Annotated in this window: 16 protein-coding genes; 10 read left to right on the forward strand and 6 right to left on the reverse strand. The window is 71.5% G+C overall.

The features are described 5' to 3' along the window. Window positions 1-57 precede the first annotated feature (57 nt). The 3 genes from IU476_RS03220 to IU476_RS03230 form a co-directional block, all read right to left on the reverse strand. Window positions 58-1458 carry a TIGR02678 family protein gene (locus IU476_RS03220; protein WP_195097397.1) on the reverse strand — a complete coding sequence of 467 codons (1401 nt, stop codon included), beginning with the start codon at window positions 1456-1458 and terminating at the stop codon, window positions 58-60. Beyond that, entirely contained in the window at window positions 1458-2957 is a 1500-nt protein-coding gene (locus IU476_RS03225) for a TIGR02677 family protein (protein WP_195097398.1), read from the reverse strand. The genes IU476_RS03220 and IU476_RS03225 overlap by 1 nt, the downstream gene beginning before the upstream one ends. Window positions 2958-3232: 275 nt before the next feature. Next, on the reverse strand, window positions 3233-4423 hold the full coding sequence (locus IU476_RS03230) for a helix-turn-helix domain-containing protein (protein WP_228822975.1): 1191 nt from the start codon (window positions 4421-4423) through the stop codon (window positions 3233-3235). 257 nt (window positions 4424-4680) lie between these two features. Here IU476_RS03230 and IU476_RS03235 point away from each other — a divergent pair, with 257 nt between their 5' ends. Beyond that, the gene (locus tag IU476_RS03235; protein WP_195096281.1) at window positions 4681-4986 is read left to right on the forward strand and encodes a hypothetical protein; all 306 of its coding nucleotides are present in this window, start codon (window positions 4681-4683) and stop codon (window positions 4984-4986) included. Window positions 4987-5093: 107 nt separating this feature from the next. On the opposite strand, the gene IU476_RS03240 is transcribed toward IU476_RS03235, so the two are convergent. Beyond that, window positions 5094-5978: a PAC2 family protein gene (locus IU476_RS03240; protein ID WP_195096283.1), complete on the reverse strand. Its 885-nt coding sequence runs from the start codon at window positions 5976-5978 to the stop codon at window positions 5094-5096. Window positions 5979-6192: 214 nt separating this feature from the next. On the opposite strand from IU476_RS03240, the gene metH reads away from it, so the two are divergent. From metH to IU476_RS03270, 6 genes are all read left to right on the forward strand, one after another. Beyond that, window positions 6193-9771 (forward strand): methionine synthase, encoded by a 3579-nt coding sequence (metH, locus tag IU476_RS03245; protein WP_195096286.1) that lies wholly within the window; start codon window positions 6193-6195, stop codon window positions 9769-9771. 150 nt (window positions 9772-9921) lie between these two features. Beyond that, complete coding sequence (locus IU476_RS03250) at window positions 9922-11583, forward strand: serine/threonine-protein kinase (protein WP_195096287.1); 1662 nt, start codon at window positions 9922-9924, stop codon at window positions 11581-11583. Window positions 11584-11719: 136 nt separating this feature from the next. Then, window positions 11720-12388 (forward strand): HAD family hydrolase, encoded by a 669-nt coding sequence (locus IU476_RS03255; protein ID WP_324193838.1) that lies wholly within the window; start codon window positions 11720-11722, stop codon window positions 12386-12388. A gap of 367 nt (window positions 12389-12755) precedes the next feature. After that, on the forward strand, window positions 12756-13688 hold the full coding sequence (locus tag IU476_RS03260) for a HalD/BesD family halogenase (RefSeq protein ID WP_228822977.1): 933 nt from the start codon (window positions 12756-12758) through the stop codon (window positions 13686-13688). A gap of 12 nt (window positions 13689-13700) precedes the next feature. Beyond that, window positions 13701-14525: a class I SAM-dependent methyltransferase gene (locus IU476_RS03265; RefSeq protein ID WP_195096288.1), complete on the forward strand. Its 825-nt coding sequence runs from the start codon at window positions 13701-13703 to the stop codon at window positions 14523-14525. Then, window positions 14522-16339, forward strand: a complete 1818-nt coding sequence (locus IU476_RS03270) for a choline/carnitine O-acyltransferase (RefSeq protein WP_195096289.1) — start codon at window positions 14522-14524, stop codon at window positions 16337-16339. The genes IU476_RS03265 and IU476_RS03270 overlap by 4 nt, the downstream gene beginning before the upstream one ends. A 34-nt stretch (window positions 16340-16373) precedes the next feature. Here IU476_RS03270 and IU476_RS03275 read toward each other — a convergent pair whose 3' ends face one another. After that, complete coding sequence (locus IU476_RS03275; protein WP_195096292.1) at window positions 16374-16610, reverse strand: hypothetical protein; 237 nt, start codon at window positions 16608-16610, stop codon at window positions 16374-16376. Between the two features lie 199 nt (window positions 16611-16809). Here IU476_RS03275 and IU476_RS03280 point away from each other — a divergent pair, with 199 nt between their 5' ends. The 3 genes from IU476_RS03280 (at window position 16810) to hisG (ending at window position 18626) form a co-directional block, all read left to right on the forward strand. Further along, on the forward strand, window positions 16810-17376 hold the full coding sequence (locus IU476_RS03280; RefSeq protein ID WP_195096294.1) for a GNAT family N-acetyltransferase: 567 nt from the start codon (window positions 16810-16812) through the stop codon (window positions 17374-17376). Window positions 17377-17424: 48 nt separating this feature from the next. Continuing rightward, window positions 17425-17706 carry a phosphoribosyl-ATP diphosphatase gene (locus IU476_RS03285; RefSeq protein ID WP_195097403.1) on the forward strand — a complete coding sequence of 94 codons (282 nt, stop codon included), beginning with the start codon at window positions 17425-17427 and terminating at the stop codon, window positions 17704-17706. Window positions 17707-17774: 68 nt separating this feature from the next. Then, window positions 17775-18626 (forward strand): ATP phosphoribosyltransferase, encoded by an 852-nt coding sequence (gene hisG, locus IU476_RS03290; RefSeq protein WP_195096296.1) that lies wholly within the window; start codon window positions 17775-17777, stop codon window positions 18624-18626. Between the two features lie 9 nt (window positions 18627-18635). Here hisG and IU476_RS03295 read toward each other — a convergent pair whose 3' ends face one another. Further along, complete coding sequence (locus tag IU476_RS03295; RefSeq protein ID WP_195096298.1) at window positions 18636-19505, reverse strand: RecB family exonuclease; 870 nt, start codon at window positions 19503-19505, stop codon at window positions 18636-18638. Between the last annotated feature and the right edge of the window lie 35 nt (window positions 19506-19540).

The following is a 19540-nucleotide window of genomic DNA, read 5'->3' on the forward strand; positions in this document are numbered from 1 at the left end:
CCATTCCGGTGTCGATTGCCGCGGCCCGCGCGGGGCGCCGGGTGTGTCGGCGGGCGCTCACGCGTCACCGGCCGGGACGGCGTGCGCGCCGAGTTTCGTTGCCGAGGCGAACAATTCGGATTCGGCGCGCGTGCGCACCGTCACGACCGCGCCGCGGTAGCGGGCCAGCGCGGGAAGTACCACCAGCCCCTCGTCGACGACCTCGACCAGGCCCAGGCGCGTCAGCAGCGCCACGACCTCGCGGGTGAGGCCGGGAGTGTCGGCCTGCCACTGGGCGGCGAAGGTGGAACCGTAGCGGTCGGTCAGCGCCTGCACGGTCTCGCCGACCCACTGCGTGGTGACCACCGGATGCTCCGGGATCTCGGCCTCCTCGCCGGAGTGGTCGGCGATGTCCTCGGCCTCGTCGGGTTCGGTGTCGACCAGCAGCGGCGCGAACACCGTCGACTCCGGAATGGCGACATCCAGCTGTTCGGCGAGCGCGGTGCCGGGCGCGGGCAGCGGCCGGCGCGGGACGGGATTGTCGATGTCCAGCACCAGATCCGCGATCTCGCCGATGAGCAGCAGCGCCACCTGGGCGAGGGTGCCGGTGCCGGGGAAACGGACGTCGGAGAACCGGCCCGACACGTCGATCAGCGCGACGCCCTCCGCGCGCCGCTCGGCTCGCAGACCCGTCAGCAACTCGACCTCCGACACCAGCTTCTCGGTGCCCAGGAGCGTGGCCTCGTCGGCGGGCAACCGCTCGGCGTACACCACCGGCAACTCGACCAGCGCGCGGCGCACCCGGCGCGCGGCGGCGGCGCGCGACTGCGGAGCCGCGGCGGCGGGCCCGGGATCGCTGTCGTCGGTGAGCAATCCGCGCACGCTGTGCAGGTGCTGCAGCACCCGCGGCGGCCGGAAGATCGCGAACACGACCGAGCGGTCGATGTCGTAGAGCGCCTCGCCCGCCTCCGGGTCGGCGGCCCAGCCGCCGGCGTCCCCGTCGGCCAGGGTCAGCGCGCCGCGCGCGGCCAGCCACGCCACCGCGTCGACGAACGCGTCCCGATCCGCGGCGCGGTCGGTGGCCAGCTCCAGGCCCTCGACCCGGGTCGCGTACGCCGCGACCTGATCGGCCAACTCCGACAAGGTGATCTGATCACCCGCCCGGCCCAGCGCGGCCAGCGCGAGCGCGAGATAGGCGTAGCGACGTCGATCGAAGACCCGCTCGGCGGGCGTGCGGGCGGGGCGGCCCGCGTCGAGCCGGTCCTGCACCGGGAACAGCCGCGCCGTGGTCTCGGTGACCTCGAGCCGATAGCCGAACAGCTCGGCCAGGTCCTCGCGCAGTTCGGTGGCCCAGCGCCGGATCAGCGGCAGCGCGATGCGGTCCGGGAAGGTGCGGGTGATCAGGTGGTTCGCCAGGACGACGCGAGCGGCGCGCTGATAGCTGTCCAGGGCGAGTGGATCGATGGTGCGCGCGTGCATCACGACCGCCCGGATCCGCCACGGGCGCGGGCGTTCTCGCGCACCTCCAGCCGCCGGTTGTTCAGGTGCAACAGCCCGCGCGCCGTGCGCACCACCGTGGAGCCCGCGTGCTCGCGCACCGTCAGCGTCACCCCGCTGTCGGATCCGGTGGTGCCGACGCGGCCGCTGACCGGCACCCACGCCGTGGACGCCGCGTCCAGCAGGCGCAGCAGCACCTCGGTCTCGCGCTCGTCGAGCTGCCGTTCGTGCACGTCGGCGGCGGCGAGCGAGCGGGCCGCCTCGGCGCGGGCGCGCTGCTTGTCCAGTTGCTCCTCGCGCAGGCGGCGGACCCCCGCGTCGTTGCGCTGGATACGCGCGGGCGCGCCCGGCGACGGCGGGCGACCGGTCTCGGCGAGGGTGCGGGCGATCTCCAACGGCGGTGCGTCCCACCAGGATCGGAGCGCCGGGATGACGTCGGCGTCGGGATGTTCCATGGCCAGGTGGCGCGGGCGGCCGAGCCCGAACACCGCGTCGAACAGCGCGTGCGCGCTCTCGGCGGTGGGCGCGGCGGTGAACCAGCCCGCGAGGTGCCGCAGCGCCGACTCGCGGCTCACCCCGCCCTTGCGGGTCTCGGTGACCCGGCGCAGCAGCGACAGCACCGCGGCGATCGCGCTCATGGTGGCCTCGCGCAGCCGCTCCGCCTCCGTGGCCGGATTGCCCTCGCCCGCACCGACCTCGGCGGCGGTGGCGACGAACCAGCCGCGCAGACCCTGCCAGCGGGCCCGCCAGTCGGCCTCGCGTTCGGGCACGCTCAGCAGCACCCGCTCGTCGCACGCGCCGGCGCGGGCGATCAGCTCGTCGACGCCCGTGTCCTCCACCTCGGCGATGGCCGCGGCCAGCCGCGGCGCGAAACGGGCCAGATCCATGCTGAATTCGCGCATGTGCGCGAGCAGCGCGTCCTTGTGCGCGAGAAACGATTCCGGGGTGGCCTCGGTGGTGCGGACCAGATCGCCGAGGGTGAGATAGAAGTGCGCGGCCCGGTCGGCGAGTTCGGACAGCGCCGTGTCGAGCCGGTTCAGGATGCGGTAGACCCGTTCGGCGTCGCCGGTGCGGTTCGCGCGGGCCAGCGCCTCCAGGTCGGACAGCAGCTCGGGCAGCACCAGACGCGACAGCGACGCCTCGTCCAGCCGGGCGCCCAGCACCTCCGCCACCGCCCGGTAGGCCTGGTAGCCGGAGCGGGAGAATTGATACACGAAGTGCCGGTTGCGGTATTCGGCGAGGGTGGCGGCGCGGCTGCCGTCGTAGCTGCGTTCCAGCACGCCCCACTGGTGCAGCTGTTCGAGCAGCGGGCCGACCTCGCCGGCGGTGAGCCGGGGCGCCTCGGGGAAGCGGGCCAGCGTCTCGGCCACGTCGCTGGCGTGCAGCAGCACCACGTAGGCGGCGCGGGCATGATCGAATGCCCGTAGCACCCACAGGTATTCGCCGCGCTTCTCGGCGGTGGCGAAGGAGAACAGCCGCAGCCGCTCGCCGATCGCGGAGCCCTCGAGCGGCACGGGCTCCGCGGCGCCGTCGAGGCCCAATGGCGCGAACACGACCCGGCCCCGCTCCACGGTGGCGCCGTCGAACAGGGCGGCGTCCGGCGCGCGGGTAGCCGCCGGGGCGCCCCGGGACGCGGCGGCGGCGTCGGGCAGCAATCCTTCAGCGGACTCGGTCACCGGCATGAGAGTAGTACCGCCCACCGACACGATGACGCCGTGCCCGGCCTCGGCGCGCCGCCACGCCGCCGACCGCGCGCTCAGTTCGCCAGCGACCGCAATTGGTCCAGGTACATGTGCGTGCGCGGGTCGCCGGGGAAGCGCTCGATCATCTCCCGCGCCGCCTCGCCCGCGATCCACAGCAGCGACGGCAGCGAGCGCCGCCGCCCGGCGAAGGCGCGCAGGCCCTCGTCGACGGCCAGCTCCAGATCACGCCCGCGCACCGCCACCACCGCGAGGGTCAGCTGCGCCTCCGACAACCGCATCGGTTTGCGCAGCGCGCCGTCGGGGCCGGTCGAGTTCCGGATGACCTGCCGCGCATACTTTTCCGCGAGTACGTCGTCCCCGGCGACCCGGCAGCAATCCATGGCGTAGAAGTCGAATTTCTGCGGATCGACGACGAAGTGATTGTCCAGATTCGCCGGATGGTCCAGTTGCTCCAGGATCGCTCGACCCTGTTTCAGCGCCGACTCCATCCGCCCGCGGTCGCCCAGCCGGGCGTACGCCTTCGCCTGCTGCGCGGCCAGTTGCACGCCGACGCCGAGACGCTGCGTGGTTGCCAGAGCGGCGTCGGCGGCCTCGATCGCGCCGCGGTAGTTGCCCTGGGTCAGCGCGAACCACGCGGCCATTTCCGCTCCCCAGCCGATGATTTCGGCATGCTCGGCCTCCTGGCCCAGCGACACCGCCGCGCGCCGGGTGGCCTCGGCGGCGGTGCGCCAGCCCAGGTCGTAGTCGACGCAGCCGACCAGCAGCGCCACCCAGCCCGCGAGCACCAGCACCTCGCGATGCTGGGCGAGGGTGAGGCGGCCGTCGAGCAGCGAGGTGATGCGGCGCAGCCACGCGGTGCCCTCGGCGTGCAGTTCATGGGGGTCGGTGCACGGGTATTCGCTGCACAGCCGCTCGGCGGTGATGCGTATGGCGTCCAGGGTGGCCGAGGAGACGTCGGACATCCGCAGCCGCCCGATGAACTCCAAAGTGTCCATCCCCGTTGACGACAGCAGTTCGTCGTCCCGATTCGGGCGGGCCTTCGGAAAGAACGCCGCGGTGACGGTGTCGAAGGCGGCGGCGATGATCGGGGCGTAGAAGTCGTCCGGCCGCGACTCGCCCGACTCCCAGCGGCGCCAATTCCGCAGCAGGGTACTGTCCGTCGGCAGGTTGTGTGACGATTTGGCGCGCATGGCGCGGACGGCTTCGGCCTGTGACCACCCCCTGGCATCGCGTTCGGAACGCATCCTGACAGCCCAGACGGGTCGATCGTCACCAGCGGCCACGTATGTAGTATCCCACCAGTTAACGCGAGATGGCCCGGATAGGGCATGCGGATGTCAGCGGATTGACATCTGCACTTGCATTCGCGAAGGGCGCATGCTCGAAGTGGGCGGTTTGCCGGCCCGGTGCCGTACCGGTCGGTACGGCATCAGCACCACCGATGTACGCGGTACCGACAAGAGAACAGCGAGTCCCTGTCCACATCCACACGGAGGTTCGGGTGCAAGCGTTGATCTATGGATACGTGCGTGACGATCTGGCCGACGGCCACAGCGACGAGCTCGAGGACGCCATGTGCGTCCTCGCCGCCAACCAGGGGCTCTGCTTCGCCGCCACGTTCCATGAATCGACCCAGGGTGACGGCGCCGCGTTCGCGGAGCTGACGGCCGAACTCAAGCGTGCCGACGCCCACCACGTGGTGGTGCCGTCACTCGATCACTTTGCCGGCCAGACGATTCCGCGCGAGATGCTGATCGCGAAGCTGGCTCAGGACGCGGAGGCGCGGGTGTGGACCATGGAGTGCTGAGGCCCGCGCCGGTGGCCGCCCCCGGACCTGCCTGACCGCGGCCACCGCCCGCGCGGCCACCACCCTCGCCGAATCCGGTTGGGAGACGGGCCGTTCGGGCGGTGGCGTCAGAGGCTGAAGCCGCCCGGTCCGCGGCGGCGCAGATACTTCTCGAACTCCGCGGCGATGGCGTCGCCGTCGATCTTGGCCATCGCCTCGTTCAGATCGATCGCCGCGTCGCCGCGCTCCTCCAGCGACCGGACGTACTCGCTGACCTCCTCGTCCCCGGCGGTCATCTCGTCGACCGCGGACTCCCAGTCCTCGGCCTGGGCCGGCAGCTCGCCCAGCGGGACCTCGATGTCGAGGACGTCCTCCACTCGGCGCAGCAGCGCGATGGTGGCCTTCGGGTTCGGCGGCTGGGACACGTAGTGCGGCACCGCGGCCCAGAACGAGACCGCCGGGACGCCGGCGCGCACGCAGGCGTCCTGGAGCACGCCGGTGATGCCGGTCGGGCCTTCGTAGCGGGTCTGCTCCAGATTGAACCGCTCGGCCGCCTCCTTGCTGTAGGCGGTGCCGGTGACCGGGACGGGGCGGGTGTGCGGGGTGTCGGCGAGCAGCGCGCCGAGGATCACGACCGTGGAGACCTTCAGCTGCTCGGTCAGTTCCAGGATGTCGTGGCAGAAGCTGCGCCAGCGCATGTTGGGCTCGATGCCGTGCAGCAGCACGATGTCGCGGGCGCTGCCGGGCGGCGAGCACACCGACAGGGTGGTCGACGGCCACTGGATCTCGCGCGTGACGCCGTCGACCTGGCGGACGGTCGGCCGGTTCACCTGGTAGTCGTAGTAGTCCTCGGAGTCGAGTTCGGCCAGTGGTTCGGCGTCCCAGATCAGTTCCAGATGTTCGACGGCGCCGCTGGCGGCGTCGGCCGCGTCGTTCCAGCCCTCGAAGGCGGCCACGAGCACCGGATCGCGCAGCGTCGGCAGTTCCGGATCGGGTGATGCACTGGGGTTCACCCGGTCAGCCTACGGCGTCCAGGCCCTACCCTTCACGGCATATGTGCCGACGCGCGTGTCGGCCGAACCCGCCGGACCGGGACCGGAGCCGCGCGGCGCGCGCCCGCGGAAGCCGAACGGGTACATAGGGGCAGCTGTGGTGCGGAGCACTCGGGCAGGTCGGGGGCAGGCTCCGTGATCAGTACTGTCGGGGCGTCCCACTACCCTTGGATACATGTCTCTGTCCTCACGCGCCGAGTTCGATACCACCCTGCTCGACACGCTGGCCCGCCGTGTCGTGGTCGGCGACGGTGCGATGGGCACCATGCTGCAGGCAGCGGACCTGTCGCTGGACGATTTCCGGGGGCTGGAGGGCTGCAACGAGATCCTCAACGAAACCCGCCCCGACGTGCTGCGCGAGATCCACCGCGCGTACTTCGAGGCCGGAGCCGACGCGGTGGAGACCAACACGTTCGGCTGCAATCTGCCCAACCTCGCCGACTACGACATCGCCGACCGCATCCGCGACCTGTCCGAGCGCGGCACCCGGCTGGCCCGCGAGGTCGCCGACGAGATGGGCCCCGCCGCCGACGGCACCCCGCGCTACGTGCTGGGTTCGATGGGCCCGGGCACCAAGCTACCCACGCTCGGCCACGCTCCCTACGCGGCGCTGCGCGACGCCTACACCGAGGCCGCGCTGGGCATGCTCGACGGCGGCGCCGACGCGGTCCTCATCGAGACCTGCCAGGACCTGCTGCAGGTGAAGGCGGCGGTCACGGGCAGCCGGCGCGCGATGGAGCGGGCCGGGCGCCGCATCCCGATCATCACGCACGTCACGGTCGAGACCACCGGCACCATGCTCGTCGGCAGCGAGATCGGCGCGGCGCTCACCGCCATCGAGCCGCTGGGCGTGGACATGATCGGTCTCAATTGCGCCACCGGCCCGGACGAGATGAGCGAGCACCTGCGCCACCTGTCCAAGCACGCGCGGCTGCCGGTCTCGGTGATGCCGAACGCCGGCCTGCCCGTGCTGGGCGCGCACGGCGCCGAATACCCGCTCACCCCTGAGGAATTGGCGGCCGCGCTGCACGGCTTCGTCACCGAGTTCGGGCTCGCGCTGGTGGGCGGCTGCTGCGGCACCACGCCCGAGCACATCCGCCAGGTCGCCGCGGCGGTGGCGGAGGTGTCGCCCGCGCCGCGCGCGCCGCGGCACGAGCCGAGCGTGTCCTCGATGTACACGGCGGTGCCGTTCGAGCAGGACGCGTCGGTGCTGATGATCGGCGAGCGCACGAATGCCAACGGCTCCAAGGCCTTCCGCGAGGCGATGCTCGCGGGCGATTGGCAGAAGTGCCTCGACATCGCCAAGGACCAGACCCGCGACGGCGCCCACATGCTGGACCTGTGCGTGGACTACGTGGGCCGCGACGGCACCGCCGACATGTCGGAGCTGGCGAGCCGGCTGGCGACGGCGTCCACCCTGCCGATCATGCTGGACTCCACCGAGACTCCGGTGCTGCGCGCCGGTCTGGAACATCTCGGCGGCCGCTGCGCGGTGAACTCGGTGAACTACGAGGACGGCGCCGGCCCGGAGTCGCGATTCCAGCAGACCATGCGGCTGGTCGCCGAGCACGGCGCCGCGGTCGTGGCGCTGACCATCGACGAGGAGGGCCAGGCCCGCACGGCCGCGAAGAAGGTCGAGATCGCCGAGCGGCTGATCGCCGACATCACCGGCAACTGGGGCCTGGACGAGAGCGACATCATCATCGATACGCTCACCTTCACCCTGGGCACCGGGCAGGAGGAGTCCCGCCGCGACGGCGTCGAGACCATCGAGGGCATCCGCGAACTCAAGCGCCGCCACCCCGAGGTGCAGACCACCCTGGGCCTGTCGAACATCTCCTTCGGCCTGAACCCGGCCGCGCGGCAGGTGCTGAACTCGGTGTTCATGCACGAATGCGTGCAGGCCGGCCTGGATTCGGCGATCGTGCACGCCTCCAAGATCCTGCCCATCGCGCGCATCCCCGAGGAACAGCGTCAGGTGGCCCTCGATCTGATCTACGACCGCCGCGACCCGGACTACGACCCGCTGCAGAAGCTGATGGCGCTGTTCGAGGGCGTGTCGACGGCCTCGTCCAAGGCCTCGCGGGCCGAGGAGCTGGCGGCGCTGCCGCTGTTCGAGCGGCTGGAACGGCGCATCGTCGACGGCGAGAAGGCCGGCATGGAGGCCGACCTGGACGCGGCGATGGCCGAGGTGCCGCCGCTGAAGATCATCAACGAGACGCTGCTGTCGGGCATGAAGACCGTCGGCGAGCTGTTCGGGTCGGGCCAGATGCAGCTGCCGTTCGTGCTGCAGTCCGCCGAGGTCATGAAGGCGGCCGTCGCGTACCTGGAACCGCACATGGAGGCCACCGACGATTCGGGCAAGGGCCGCATCGTGCTGGCCACGGTGAAGGGCGACGTGCACGACATCGGCAAGAACCTGGTCGACATCATCCTGTCCAACAACGGCTACGAGGTGGTGAACCTCGGCATCAAGCAGCCGATCGCGACCATTCTCGACGCCGCCGTGGACAAGAAGGCCGACGTCATCGGCATGTCGGGCCTGCTGGTGAAGTCCACGGTGGTGATGAAGGAGAACCTCGAGGAGCTGAACACCCGGGGGATGGCCGACCAGTTCCCGGTACTCCTCGGCGGCGCGGCGCTGACCAGGTCATATGTCGAGAACGACCTGACCGACGTGTACGAGGGCGACGTCCACTACGCGCGCGACGCGTTCGAGGGCCTGCGCCTGATGGACGACATCATGACCCGCAAGCGCGGCGGCGGCGTCGAGGACGACAGCCCGGCGGCCGCGGCGGAACGGGAGAAGGCCGCCGAGCGCAAGGCCCGCCACGAGCGGTCCCAGCGCATCGCCGCCGAGCGCCGGGCCAAGGAGACCCCGGTCGAGGTGCCGGCGCGCTCCGACGTGGCGGCCGACCTGCCGGTCGCGGTGCCGCCGTTCTGGGGCACCCGCGTGGTGAAAGGCCTTGCGGTGGCCGAGTATTCGGGCCTGCTCGACGAACGCGCGCTGTTCCTGGGGCAGTGGGGGCTGCGCGGGCAGCGCGGCGGCGACGGCCCCAGCTACGAGGAACTGGTGGAGTCCGACGGCCGTCCCCGGCTGCGGTACTGGCTGGACCGGCTCACCGCCGAGGGCGTGCTGCAGCACGCCGCGGTCGTCTACGGGTACTTCCCCGCCGTCTCCGAGGGCGACGACGTGATCGTGCTCGAGCAGCCCGACCCGGGCGCGCCCGAGCGGTACCGGTTCACCTTCCCGCGCCAGCAACGCGACCGTTTCCTGTGCATAGCCGATTTCGTGCGCTCCCGCGAATTGGCGGCGCAAACAGGTCAGGTGGACGTGCTGCCGTTCCAGTTGGTCACCATGGGCCAGCCCATCGCCGATTTCGCCAACGAGCTGTTCGCGCAGGACAACTACCGCGACTATCTCGAGGTGCACGGCATCGGCGTGCAGCTGACCGAGGCGCTGGCCGAGTACTGGCACCGCCGGGTCCGCGAAGAGCTTGTGCTGGAAGGACATTCGGTGTCCGAGGAGGACCCGGCCGACGTGCAGGACTACTTCAAGCTCGGCTACCGCGGCGCCCGCTACTCCTTCGGCTACGGCGCCTGCCCCGACCTGGAGGATCGCGCGAAGCTGGTGTCGCTGTTGGAATCCGAGCGCATCGGTGTGACATTGTCGGAGGAGTTGCAGCTCCATCCGGAGCAGTCGACGGACGCGTTCGTCCTGTTGCATCCGGAAGCAAAGTATTTCAACGCGTAGACTTTTCGAGGTTTCCGGGTTTCACGCGCAATGTGGCAGGTGGCCCGACACGAGCGGTCAGGTCCGGAGGCGACGGCGGAGCGTCCCCACGCAGGGCATCCGCTCGTGGCGTGTACGGACACTGCGTGAGTGTGTAAGGGGTACAACAACATGACGTCAGACCGGCTGATCGCGGGACGCTACCGGCTCGGTGATCCCATCGGGACGGGGGCGATGGGGGTCGTCTGGCGGGCCACCGATGTGCGGCTGCGCCGCACGGTCGCGGTGAAGCAGTTGCTGCTGGCTCCCGGTCTGACACGCTCCCAGGCGCTCGAGGCGAAGCTGCGGGCCATGCGGGAGGGCCGGATCGCGGCGCGGCTGCACCACCAGAACGCGGTCACGGTGTTCGACGTCGCCGAGGAGGACGGCCAGCCGTGGCTGGTCATGGAGTTCGTCGACGCCCAGAGCCTGGCGGCGGTGATGCGGGAGCGGGGTCCGCTGGATCCGCAGCAGGTGGCGCGGATCGGCGCGAAGGTGGCCGCGGCGCTGGCGGTGGCCCACGACGCGGGCATCGTGCACCGCGACGTGAAGCCCGCCAACATCCTGGTCGCCGACAACGGCACCGCGAAGATCACCGACTTCGGCATCTCCCGGGCCGTCGGCGACGTCACCGTGACCTCGACCGGTTTCCTCGCCGGGACCCCCGCCTACCTCTCGCCCGAGGTGGCGCGCGGGGAGAACCCCGAACCGGCGTCGGACGTGTTCGCGCTGGGTTCCACGCTGTACGCGGCGGTCGAGGGCACGCCGCCGTTCGGCGAAGGGGAGAACCCCCTCGCGGTGCTGCACTCGGTGGCCCGCGCGCAGGTCCCGCCGCCGCAGCGGGCCGGCGCGCTGGGCCCGGTCCTGATGGAGCTGCTGGCCGCCGACGCGGGCAACCGGCCCACCATGCGCGAGGCCCAGACCGCGCTGGCGGCGGTGGCCGACGGACGCGCGGCGCCCCCGCCGAAGACGCCGACCAAGATCCTGCCGAAGCCCGGCGCGCCCTTGGACGCCGCCGCGACCGCGGACGCCGCCGCGACGACCGTGCTCGCGGGGACGGCCGCCGCGAACGACCCGACCGTGCACCTGGCCGCGGGCGCCGCGCCGACGCCCGGCACGCTGCCCGCGAATTCCCCTGCGGCACAATCCAAGCCGCTCGCGGCGGCGTTGGGGAACCGGCGCGTGCTGGGCCTGGCCGCCGCGGCCGGTGTGGTGCTGGTCGTGCTCGTGGGCGTGGTGTTCGCGCTGCGCGGCAACGACAACGGCGGTGGCACCGTGGCCGACGGCGGGTCGTCGCAGGCCGCGGCCCCGGCCCCGTCGGCGGCGGCGATCCCGCCGGGGGAGGACGCGCAGCCGCCCCGCGCCCCGGCCACCTCGAGCAGCGCGCCGCCGCCGAGTTCCACCGCCGCGCCGTCGAGCACGCCGAGCGCGACCTCGTCGGCTCCGCGCAGCACCACCACGGTCCCGCCGACCACCACGACGGCCCCGCCGCAACCGGTCAGCGCCAGCGCGTTCGTCTCGAACTACTACGGGATGCTGCCGGGCAACACCAGCGGCGCCTGGTCGCTGCTGTCGCCGTCGTATCAGGCGCAGACCGGCGGATACGACTCCTACGTCCGGTTCTGGAGCCAGTTCAGCGGCGTGAGCGTGTCGAATGTGGTGCAGAACGGCGACCGCGCGTCCGCCACGGTCACCTACTACTACCGCAACGGGCGGCAGGAATCCGAGCAGCGGTGGTTCCGCGTGACCAACGAGGGCGGCCGGGCGCTGATCGTCGACTCCCAGCGCGGCTGAGCCACCGACCTCCGGAGGTTTGCCGGAGATCAACTAGACTGGCGCCGCCCGCCACCGCGAACCCGCCGGACCACACCGCGTCCGAGGCACCTTTGCGCGTGGCACGCCACCGATCACTGAATGGAGCCGATAGCTCGTGCCGGCACTCGCCGCCGTCCTCTGGGATATGGACGGGACCCTGCTGGATTCGGAGAAGCTCTGGGACATCGGCGTGCGGGAGCTGTCGCTGGAACTCGGCGGCCCGATGACCGACGCGACCCGCCACGCCCTGATCGGCGCGGCCTCCGACGACGCGCTGCGCATCATCTTCGCCGGCCTGGGCCTCGAGCCGGACCCGGCCGCGCTGGCCGCGGCGGGGGACCGGCTGCACCGGCGGGTGACCGAACTGATGTCCGGCCCGGTGCCGTGGCGGCCCGGCGCCGAGGACGCGCTGGCCGCCGTCCGCGCCGCCGGCCTGCGCTGCGGTCTGGTCACCAACACCACCCGCGCCCTCACCGAGCTGTGCCTGGACACCCTCGGCCGCGATTATTTCGACGTGACCGTGTGCGGCGACGAGGTCACCCACGGCAAACCCGCCCCCGACCCCTACCGCCGGGCCGCCGACCTGCTCGGCGTCGCCCCGGAACACTGTGTGGCCGTGGAGGACTCGCCGACCGGCTCACACTCCGCCGCCACCGCGGGCTGCGCCGTCCTGGTCGTCCCCTGCGAGATCGAGGTCCCCCGCCGCCCCGACCTGACCTTCCGCGACTCCCTGGTTGGCCTCACCGTCGACGAACTCCGCGAGGTACACGCGGCACGCGGCTAGGCGCGGCGGTACGACACTTCCCTCGGAGCGAAGCTCGCTGCCGCGGTAAGCACTTCCCTGGCGCGAAGCTCGGCCCGCGGGGCACCGTGCCGCGCGGGTACCCGACACCAAAGGGGTTTGGCGCGGGGGCGTTGTGGGTACCGGAATGCACACGGTCGGCGATTCCGAATTCTCGTTCGCCGCTGGCTGTTTCGCGTGCGCAGGTCGGGGGCTCGGGGGCGGCGTGCGCGGCGGTGGGCGTGTGGGCGGCAGCGGCTGTACACGGGAATAGCTCTGGCGCACACCGTTACTCGCGTGTATGTGAGGTTTGACAGTGATCTTGGTGAATCCCGGGCGCTTTCTCGAGCGGCAGTACAGAATGGGCTGCATGACTTCGACCGGGGAGCGGGCCGATGGACGCGGGGTGGCCGGAGACGGCTCCGAACAGGCTGGGGGACAAGCCGATCGGTCGGCTCTCGACCGTACGGTCGATACCGGTCGGTATCCCTTGGGGGCGCCCGGCAGCGCCGGCTGGGACGAGGTGGTGGCCCGCGCCCGCGCCGATCTCGCGGCCGACGGCTGCTGCGTACTGAGCGGCTTCATCCGCCCCGAGCTGCTGGACACCCTGCGCACCGAGGGCGACGCGCTGGCGCCGCACGCCTACTACACCGTCGAGAAGGTCAACGCCTACAACATCCCCCTCGACGCCGACCTGCCGCCGGACCACCCGGGCAATATCGTGCTGGAACGCGGAAACGCCTTCGTCGCACGCGATCTCATCCCGGCCGAGGCCCTGATCCAGCAGCTCTACACCAGCCCGGCGTTCCAGCGCTTCGTCGCCGACTGCTTCGGCCTGCCGGAACTGCACGAATTCGCCGACCCGCTGGCCGGCCTGTGCCTGAACGTGGTCGCGCCGGGCATGTCGCACCCCTGGCACTTCGACACCAACGCCTTCACCGTCTCGATGCTGACCCGCGCCCCGGAGGCGGGCGGGGTCTTCGAATACTGCCCCGCCATCCGCTCGCCCGAGGCCGAGCACCTCGAGGACGTGCGCGCCGTCCTCACCGGCGGCGGCGACCATCTCATCCGCCGGCTACGCCTGCGGCCCGGGGACCTGCAACTGTTCCAGGGCCGGTTCTCGCTGCACCGGGTGTCGCCGGTGGAGGGCACCGCGCAGCGGCACACCGCGATCTTCGCCTACAGCGAGCAGGCCGGCGTCGTCGGCAACGTCGAACGCACCCGGCAACTGTTCGGACGGGTGCTCCCGGATCATCTCGCCGCGGCCGGCAATGCGGTCCGCGGCGACCGACTACTCGACTGAGAGGAAGCGCCCGTGCCGGTTTCGCTGGACAGCACCGGAAAAGCGTCGTTCGACGACATCTACGACCGCCCCGATCCATCCGCCTACTACCGCCGGATGGCCGATCTGGACTACTGCATTCCGGAACTGGCGAAACCGCACTTCGAGCGGATCATCGCGGACTATCGCGCCGCGACCGGCGCCGCGCCCACCGTGCTCGACATCGGGTGCTCCTACGGCGTCAACGCCGCGCTCCTGCGCCTGGACACCACGGTGGCCGAACTGGCCGAGCACTACCGCGACGGCGACACCGCCGCCCGGATCGCGCGCGACCGGGCCCGGCTCGCCGCCGTCGACCGGCAGCCGGAGGTCCGCTTCATCGGCATGGACGCCGCGGCGCCGGCGCTGTCCTACGCGGTCTCCGCGGGCTTCCTGCACGACACCGTGCACGCCGACCTCGAGGCCGGCGACCCCACCGAACCGCAGCGCCGGGTGCTGGCCGGCGCGGATCTGGTGATCTCCACCGGCTGCGTCGGCTACGTCACCGAGCGCACCCTGCTCCGGGTCGCCCGTGCGCACGGCACGCGGCTGCCCTGGATGGCACACTTCGTGCTGCGGATGTTCGACTTCGAGCCGATCGCCAAGCAGCTGGGAGACCTCGGGTACCGGATCGAGCGGGTACCCGGCACCTTCCGCCAGCGCCGCTTCGCCTCGCCGGCCGAGCAGACCCAAGTGCTGAACACCCTGTCCGCCAACGGCATCGATCCGACCGGCCTGGAAGCGGACGGGTGGCTGCACGCCCAGTTGCACCTCTGCATTCCCGACGACCGACCGACCACAGACGAGGACCGCCCGTGACCGACCGCACCTTCGCCTTCGACGACCAGCTGCCCCGCGTGCCGCTGCCCACCCTGGAGGACAGCTGCGCGCGCTTCCTGGAGTGGAGTGCGCCGCTGCTGACCGAGGACGAGCGCGCCGCGACCGAACAGGCCGTCGCCGACCTGCTGCGGCCGGACGGCCCGGCCCGGGTGCTGCACGCCGACCTCGAGCGGTTCGACGCCGAGCCGGGCGTGCAGAGCTGGCTGGACGAGTTCTGGCCGGCGCGCTACCTGGGCCGCCGCGACCGGATCGCGTTGAACGCCAACTTCTTCTTCCTGTTCCGCGACGACACCCCGCTGGCCCGGTCGACCTCCGACCAGCAGGCCGACCGCGCGGCGGCGATCATCACCGCGGCCGTGGACTACAAGGTCCAGCTCGACTCGGAGGCGATCCCGCCGGTCACCCAGCGCGGGCAGCACCTGTCGATGGCGCAGAACAAGTACCTGTTCGCCGAGACCCGCATCCCGGGCGATCCGCAGGACAGCGTGCGGGTGCCCTACAGCGACGAGGAGCCGGGCCCCTCGCAGTCGCGGCACATCGTGGTCTTCTACCGCGGCAACATGTTCCGGATGGACGTGATCGCACCGGGCGGCGCGCCGTACGGCCAGGACGATCTCGCCGACGGCCTGTGCGCGGTGATGAAGGCGGGCACCCGCCGGGCGCCGACCAACACCTCGGTGGGCCACCTCACCACGATGGCCCGCGCCGAGTGGGCCGGTGTGCGCACGGCGCTGCGAGCCGAGCCGGCCAATGTGGCGGCACTCGAGACCGTGGAGACCGCGCTGTTCTGCGTGTGCCTGGAGGATTTCGCGCCGCGCGACGTCCAGCACGCGTGCGACCAGCTGCTGCACGGCGACAGCGGCAACCGGTGGTTCGACAAGGCGGTGTCGTTCGTCGTCTTCGCCGACGGCAGCGCGGGCATCAACGTGGAACATTGCGGCCTGGACGGCACCACCATCCTCTCGTTCGTCGACGCGCTGCTCGAGACGCCCGTCGAGGAGCACGCCGAGCGGTCCGGCGCCCGGGCGCAGGGACTGCCCGCGGTGGAGCCGGTCGAGTTCGTCCTCGACGACGCGCTGCGCGGCGAGATCTCCGCCGCGGCGGCGTCGTTCGCCCAGTACGCGGCCGACAACGCCACGCTCACCGTGTCCTTCGACGAATTCGGCGCCAACCGCGCGAAGGAACTCGGGATGTCGCCGGATGCCTTCGCGCAGTTGAGCTATCAGCTCGCGCACCGGCGCAGCAAAGGCCTCACCGGCGCCACCTACGAGTCCATCGCCACCCGCCAGTACCGCAACGGCCGCACCGAGGCGATGCGTGTGGTCACCCCGCAGATGCTGGAATTCGTTGCGGCCATGGACGATCCGCAGGCCGACGCCGACACCAAGCGGGCGCGGCTGCAGGCGGCGGCCGCGGCGCACGTGCAGCGCGCCAAGGACTGTCAGCGCGGCGCCGCGCCGGAACAGCACCTGTGGGAGCTGCAACTGATCCAGCGCCGCCGCGGCGAACAGCTCGGCGCCACCGAGCCGATGCCGTTCTACGACAGCCCCGGCTGGATCATCACCCGCGACGACTACCTGAGCACGAGTTCCGCGCCGTCGGCCAACATCCAGTACTTCGGCTTCGGGTGCACGAGCCAGAAGTGCATCGGCGTGGCCTACGTCCTGCTGCCCGACCGCTGGAACCTCTACCTGGCCACCCCGAAATCCGTTGCGGCGCAGATGCACGAGTTCGCCGACCAGCTGCGCGTCGCCGTGCGCGAGATCGAGGAACTGCTCACCTCGGCCGGGTGACCGGGCGGCCGGGATCCACCGTGTGGGTCCCGGCCTACGCCAATCGGTCCAGCACCGCCTGCAGCATCGTGGTGGTGGCCGTATGGCGGGCATTGCTCAGGCGTTTCAGCTCGTCCAGCGACTCGGCGAGGCGGGTGTGCGCCGCGCGCAGCTCGGCGAGTTCGGGACTGTGCCGGGCCGAGACCGCGGCCGCGCCGGACAAGGCCGGGCGGGGCGAGTCCGGGCCGGAAGAGCCTGGGCGCGGGTGATTCCCCACGGCGGTGCTGTTCATACGTTCCCCCTGACGGTGTGACGATCGACCGCCGGGCGAAGGCAGTCCGCCCGGCACCCACCGACGGTAACCGGGCGCAAGCGACGCGCCCAAGTTCCGCCGGATTCCCGCACCCCTCCGGCGCGCCGAGGCCGCACGCGGACCCGGGACCGGCGAAAACGACTGTCGGCCGCCGCGTCGGCGGGCTAGCGTGAAGGACGTGAACGGCACTCGCGCACCGGCTTTCACGTGGCGGCGGGTCGTCCCGGCGGATTTCCCGCTGCTCGCCCGCTGGCTCGCGCAACCGCACGTGCGGCGCTGGTGGAACCACGAGTACACCGCCGACGCGGTGGCACGCGATTTCGGCCCGGCCGCCCACGGCCTGGAACCCGCCGAGGACCTGCTGGTGTCCACCGGCGGCGAGCCGGTCGGCCTGGTCCAGCGCTGCCGGCTGGCCGACTATCCCGAGTACCTGGCGGAGCTGACGCCGGTAGTGGAGGTCCCGGCGGGAGCCGCGTCCCTCGACTATCTCGTGGGCGACCCCGAGCGCATCGGCCGCGGGCTCGGCACGGCCATGCTGGGCGCGGTCATCGCGGGCACCTGGGCGGAATACCCGGACGCCGCCTGCCTCATCGTCCCCGTGAGCGCCGCCAACCGCGCCTCGTGGCGCGCCTTGGAGAAGGCGGGGATGCGCCGCGTCGGCGCCGGGTACCTCCCGCCGGACAACCCGATCGACGACGGCAGCCACTACGTCTACCGCATCGACCGGCCCACCGGCACGGCCTGACCGCCCGCGCGGCGGCCCGACACTCGATTGCGGAACGTACGCGGGCATCTGAAACAATGGCTCCTCGTGAAGAACTTCGAAGCCCTGTTCGCCGAGCTGCAGGATCGTGCGGTCAACCGCCCCGAGGGGTCCGGAACCGTGGCGGCATTGGACGCCGGCGTGCATGCGCAGGGCAAGAAGGTTCTGGAGGAGGCCGGCGAGGTCTGGCTGGCGGCCGAGCACGAGAGCGACGAGGCGCTGGCCGAGGAGATCTCCCAGCTGCTGTACTGGGTCCAGGTGCTGATGGTGGGCCGCGGGCTGCGACTCGAGGACGTGTACCGACATCTGTGACGGATAACCCGCCGGACGCCCGGCGGGACGCGCGAACCCTCCGTCACGAGTCCCGAAAGGACACCCCCATGCTCCGCGTCGCAGTCCCCAACAAAGGCGCCCTCTCCGAATCCGCCGTCGAGATCCTCACCGAGGCCGGCTACCGCAAACGCACCGATTCCCGCGACCTGTCGGTGCTCGACAACGCCAACCAGGTCGAGTTCTTCTTCCTGCGCCCCAAGGACATCGCCATCTACGTGGGTTCGGGCGAGCTGGATCTGGGTATTACCGGACGAGACCTGGCGCTGGATTCGGGTGCGCCGGTGCAGGAGCGGCTGAGCCTCGGGTTCGGCCGCTCCACTTTTCGCTACGCCGCGCCCGCCGGCCGCGAATGGAAGGTCGGCGACCTCCACGACAAGCGCATCGCCACCTCCTATCCCAATCTCGTCCTGCGCGACCTGCGGCGCCACGGTGTGGAGGCCGAGGTGATCCGCCTCGACGGCGCCGTGGAGATCTCCATCCAGCTCGGGGTCGCCGACGCCATCGCCGACGTGGTCGGCTCCGGCCGCACCCTGCGCCAGCACAACCTGGTGGCCTTCGGCGACTCGCTGTGCGACTCCGAGGCCGTGCTCATCGAGGCCGCCGGCTCCGACCGCAGCGACAAGGCCCGCAACCAGCTCGTCGCCCGGGTGCAGGGCGTGGTGTTCGCGCAGCAGTACCTCATGCTCGACTACGACTGCCCCAAGGAACTGCTCGACGCGGCGGCGCGCATCACGCCCGGCCTGGAGTCGCCGACCGTCTCGCCGCTGGCCGACGAGAAGTGGGTCGCCGTGCGCGCCCTGGTGCCGCGCAGCCAGGGCAACGACCTGATGGACCAGCTCGCCGAACTCGGCGCGAAGGCCATCCTCGCCACCGACATCCGCTCCTGCCGGGCGTTCTGACGCGACCGGTCACCCCGGCGGCCCGCCCGCGAATTCCGGTGTGCCGCCGGGCCATCCGGGATACGGCGGCGGGGTGCCGCCGAACGCCGGGCACAGCGGCTGATAGTCGCAGTAGCCGCACAGCCGGCTGCGGTTCGGCGGGAACTCCCCGGTGCGCCCGGCCGCGCTGATCGCCGCCCACAGCGCCGACAGGATGCGCTCGAAGCGCAGCAGCTCCGCCTCGTCGGGCGCGTAGGTGAGGATCTGGCCGTCGGACAGGTAGATCAGGCGCAGCTGGGCGGGGACGATGCCGCGCGTGCGCAACACGATGAGCGCGTAGAACTTCAGCTGGAACAGTGCCCGGTTCTCGCCCAGCGGGCCAGGGGAGCGGCCGGTCTTGTAGTCCACCACCCGCAACTGGCCCGTGGGGGCCACATCGATGCGGTCGACGTATCCGCGCAGCGGGGAGCCGTCGGCCAGGGCCACCTCGATCAGCGACTCGCAGGACTCCGGGTCGAACGCCGTCGGGTCCTCCAGGCGGTAATAGGCCTGGACGAGTCGGCCGACCTCGCCGAGGAACTCGTCCGGGCCGCCCTCGGCGACCAGCTCACCGACCTCCGGGCGATCTTCGAGCAAACGTTCCCAGGAGGGTGTGACCAGTGCCGCCGCCCGCGCCGGGACACGTTCACCGCTCGGTAACCCGTACAGCGATTGCAGCACCGCGTGCACCACCGTGCCGCGCACCGCATACCGCGCCGGCGGTTCCGGAATGCGATCGATCGCACGTAATCGGTATTTCAGGGGACATTGTTTGAAATCCATTGCCCGCGACGGTGACAGGGCCGGCCGGGGGGATACCGGGGTTGCCGGGTCCGGGGTCGTGGTCGGGGGCGCAGTCATACCTGGCAGGCTATCCGGGGGCACCGACAAAAACA

Origin of the sequence: Nocardia blacklockiae, from assembly GCF_015477355.1 — a bacterium.
Taxonomy (GTDB): domain Bacteria; phylum Actinomycetota; class Actinomycetes; order Mycobacteriales; family Mycobacteriaceae; genus Nocardia; species Nocardia blacklockiae.

What these genes read in the sequence shown, in the direction of transcription:
- IU476_RS03220 (WP_195097397.1), bottom strand. Translation starts at nt 1,458, where the DNA reads ATGCACGCGCGCACCATCGATCCACTCGCCCTGGACAGCTATCAGCGC.
- IU476_RS03230 (WP_228822975.1), bottom strand. Translation starts at nt 4,423, where the DNA reads ATGCGTTCCGAACGCGATGCCAGGGGGTGGTCACAGGCCGAAGCCGTC.
- metH (WP_195096286.1), top strand. Translation starts at nt 6,193, where the DNA reads ATGTCTCTGTCCTCACGCGCCGAGTTCGATACCACCCTGCTCGACACG.
- IU476_RS03250 (WP_195096287.1), top strand. Translation starts at nt 9,922, where the DNA reads ATGACGTCAGACCGGCTGATCGCGGGACGCTACCGGCTCGGTGATCCC.
- IU476_RS03260 (WP_228822977.1), top strand. Translation starts at nt 12,756, where the DNA reads ATGACTTCGACCGGGGAGCGGGCCGATGGACGCGGGGTGGCCGGAGAC.
- IU476_RS03275 (WP_195096292.1), bottom strand. Translation starts at nt 16,610, where the DNA reads ATGAACAGCACCGCCGTGGGGAATCACCCGCGCCCAGGCTCTTCCGGC.
- hisG (WP_195096296.1), top strand. Translation starts at nt 17,775, where the DNA reads ATGCTCCGCGTCGCAGTCCCCAACAAAGGCGCCCTCTCCGAATCCGCC.
- IU476_RS03295 (WP_195096298.1), bottom strand. Translation starts at nt 19,505, where the DNA reads ATGACTGCGCCCCCGACCACGACCCCGGACCCGGCAACCCCGGTATCC.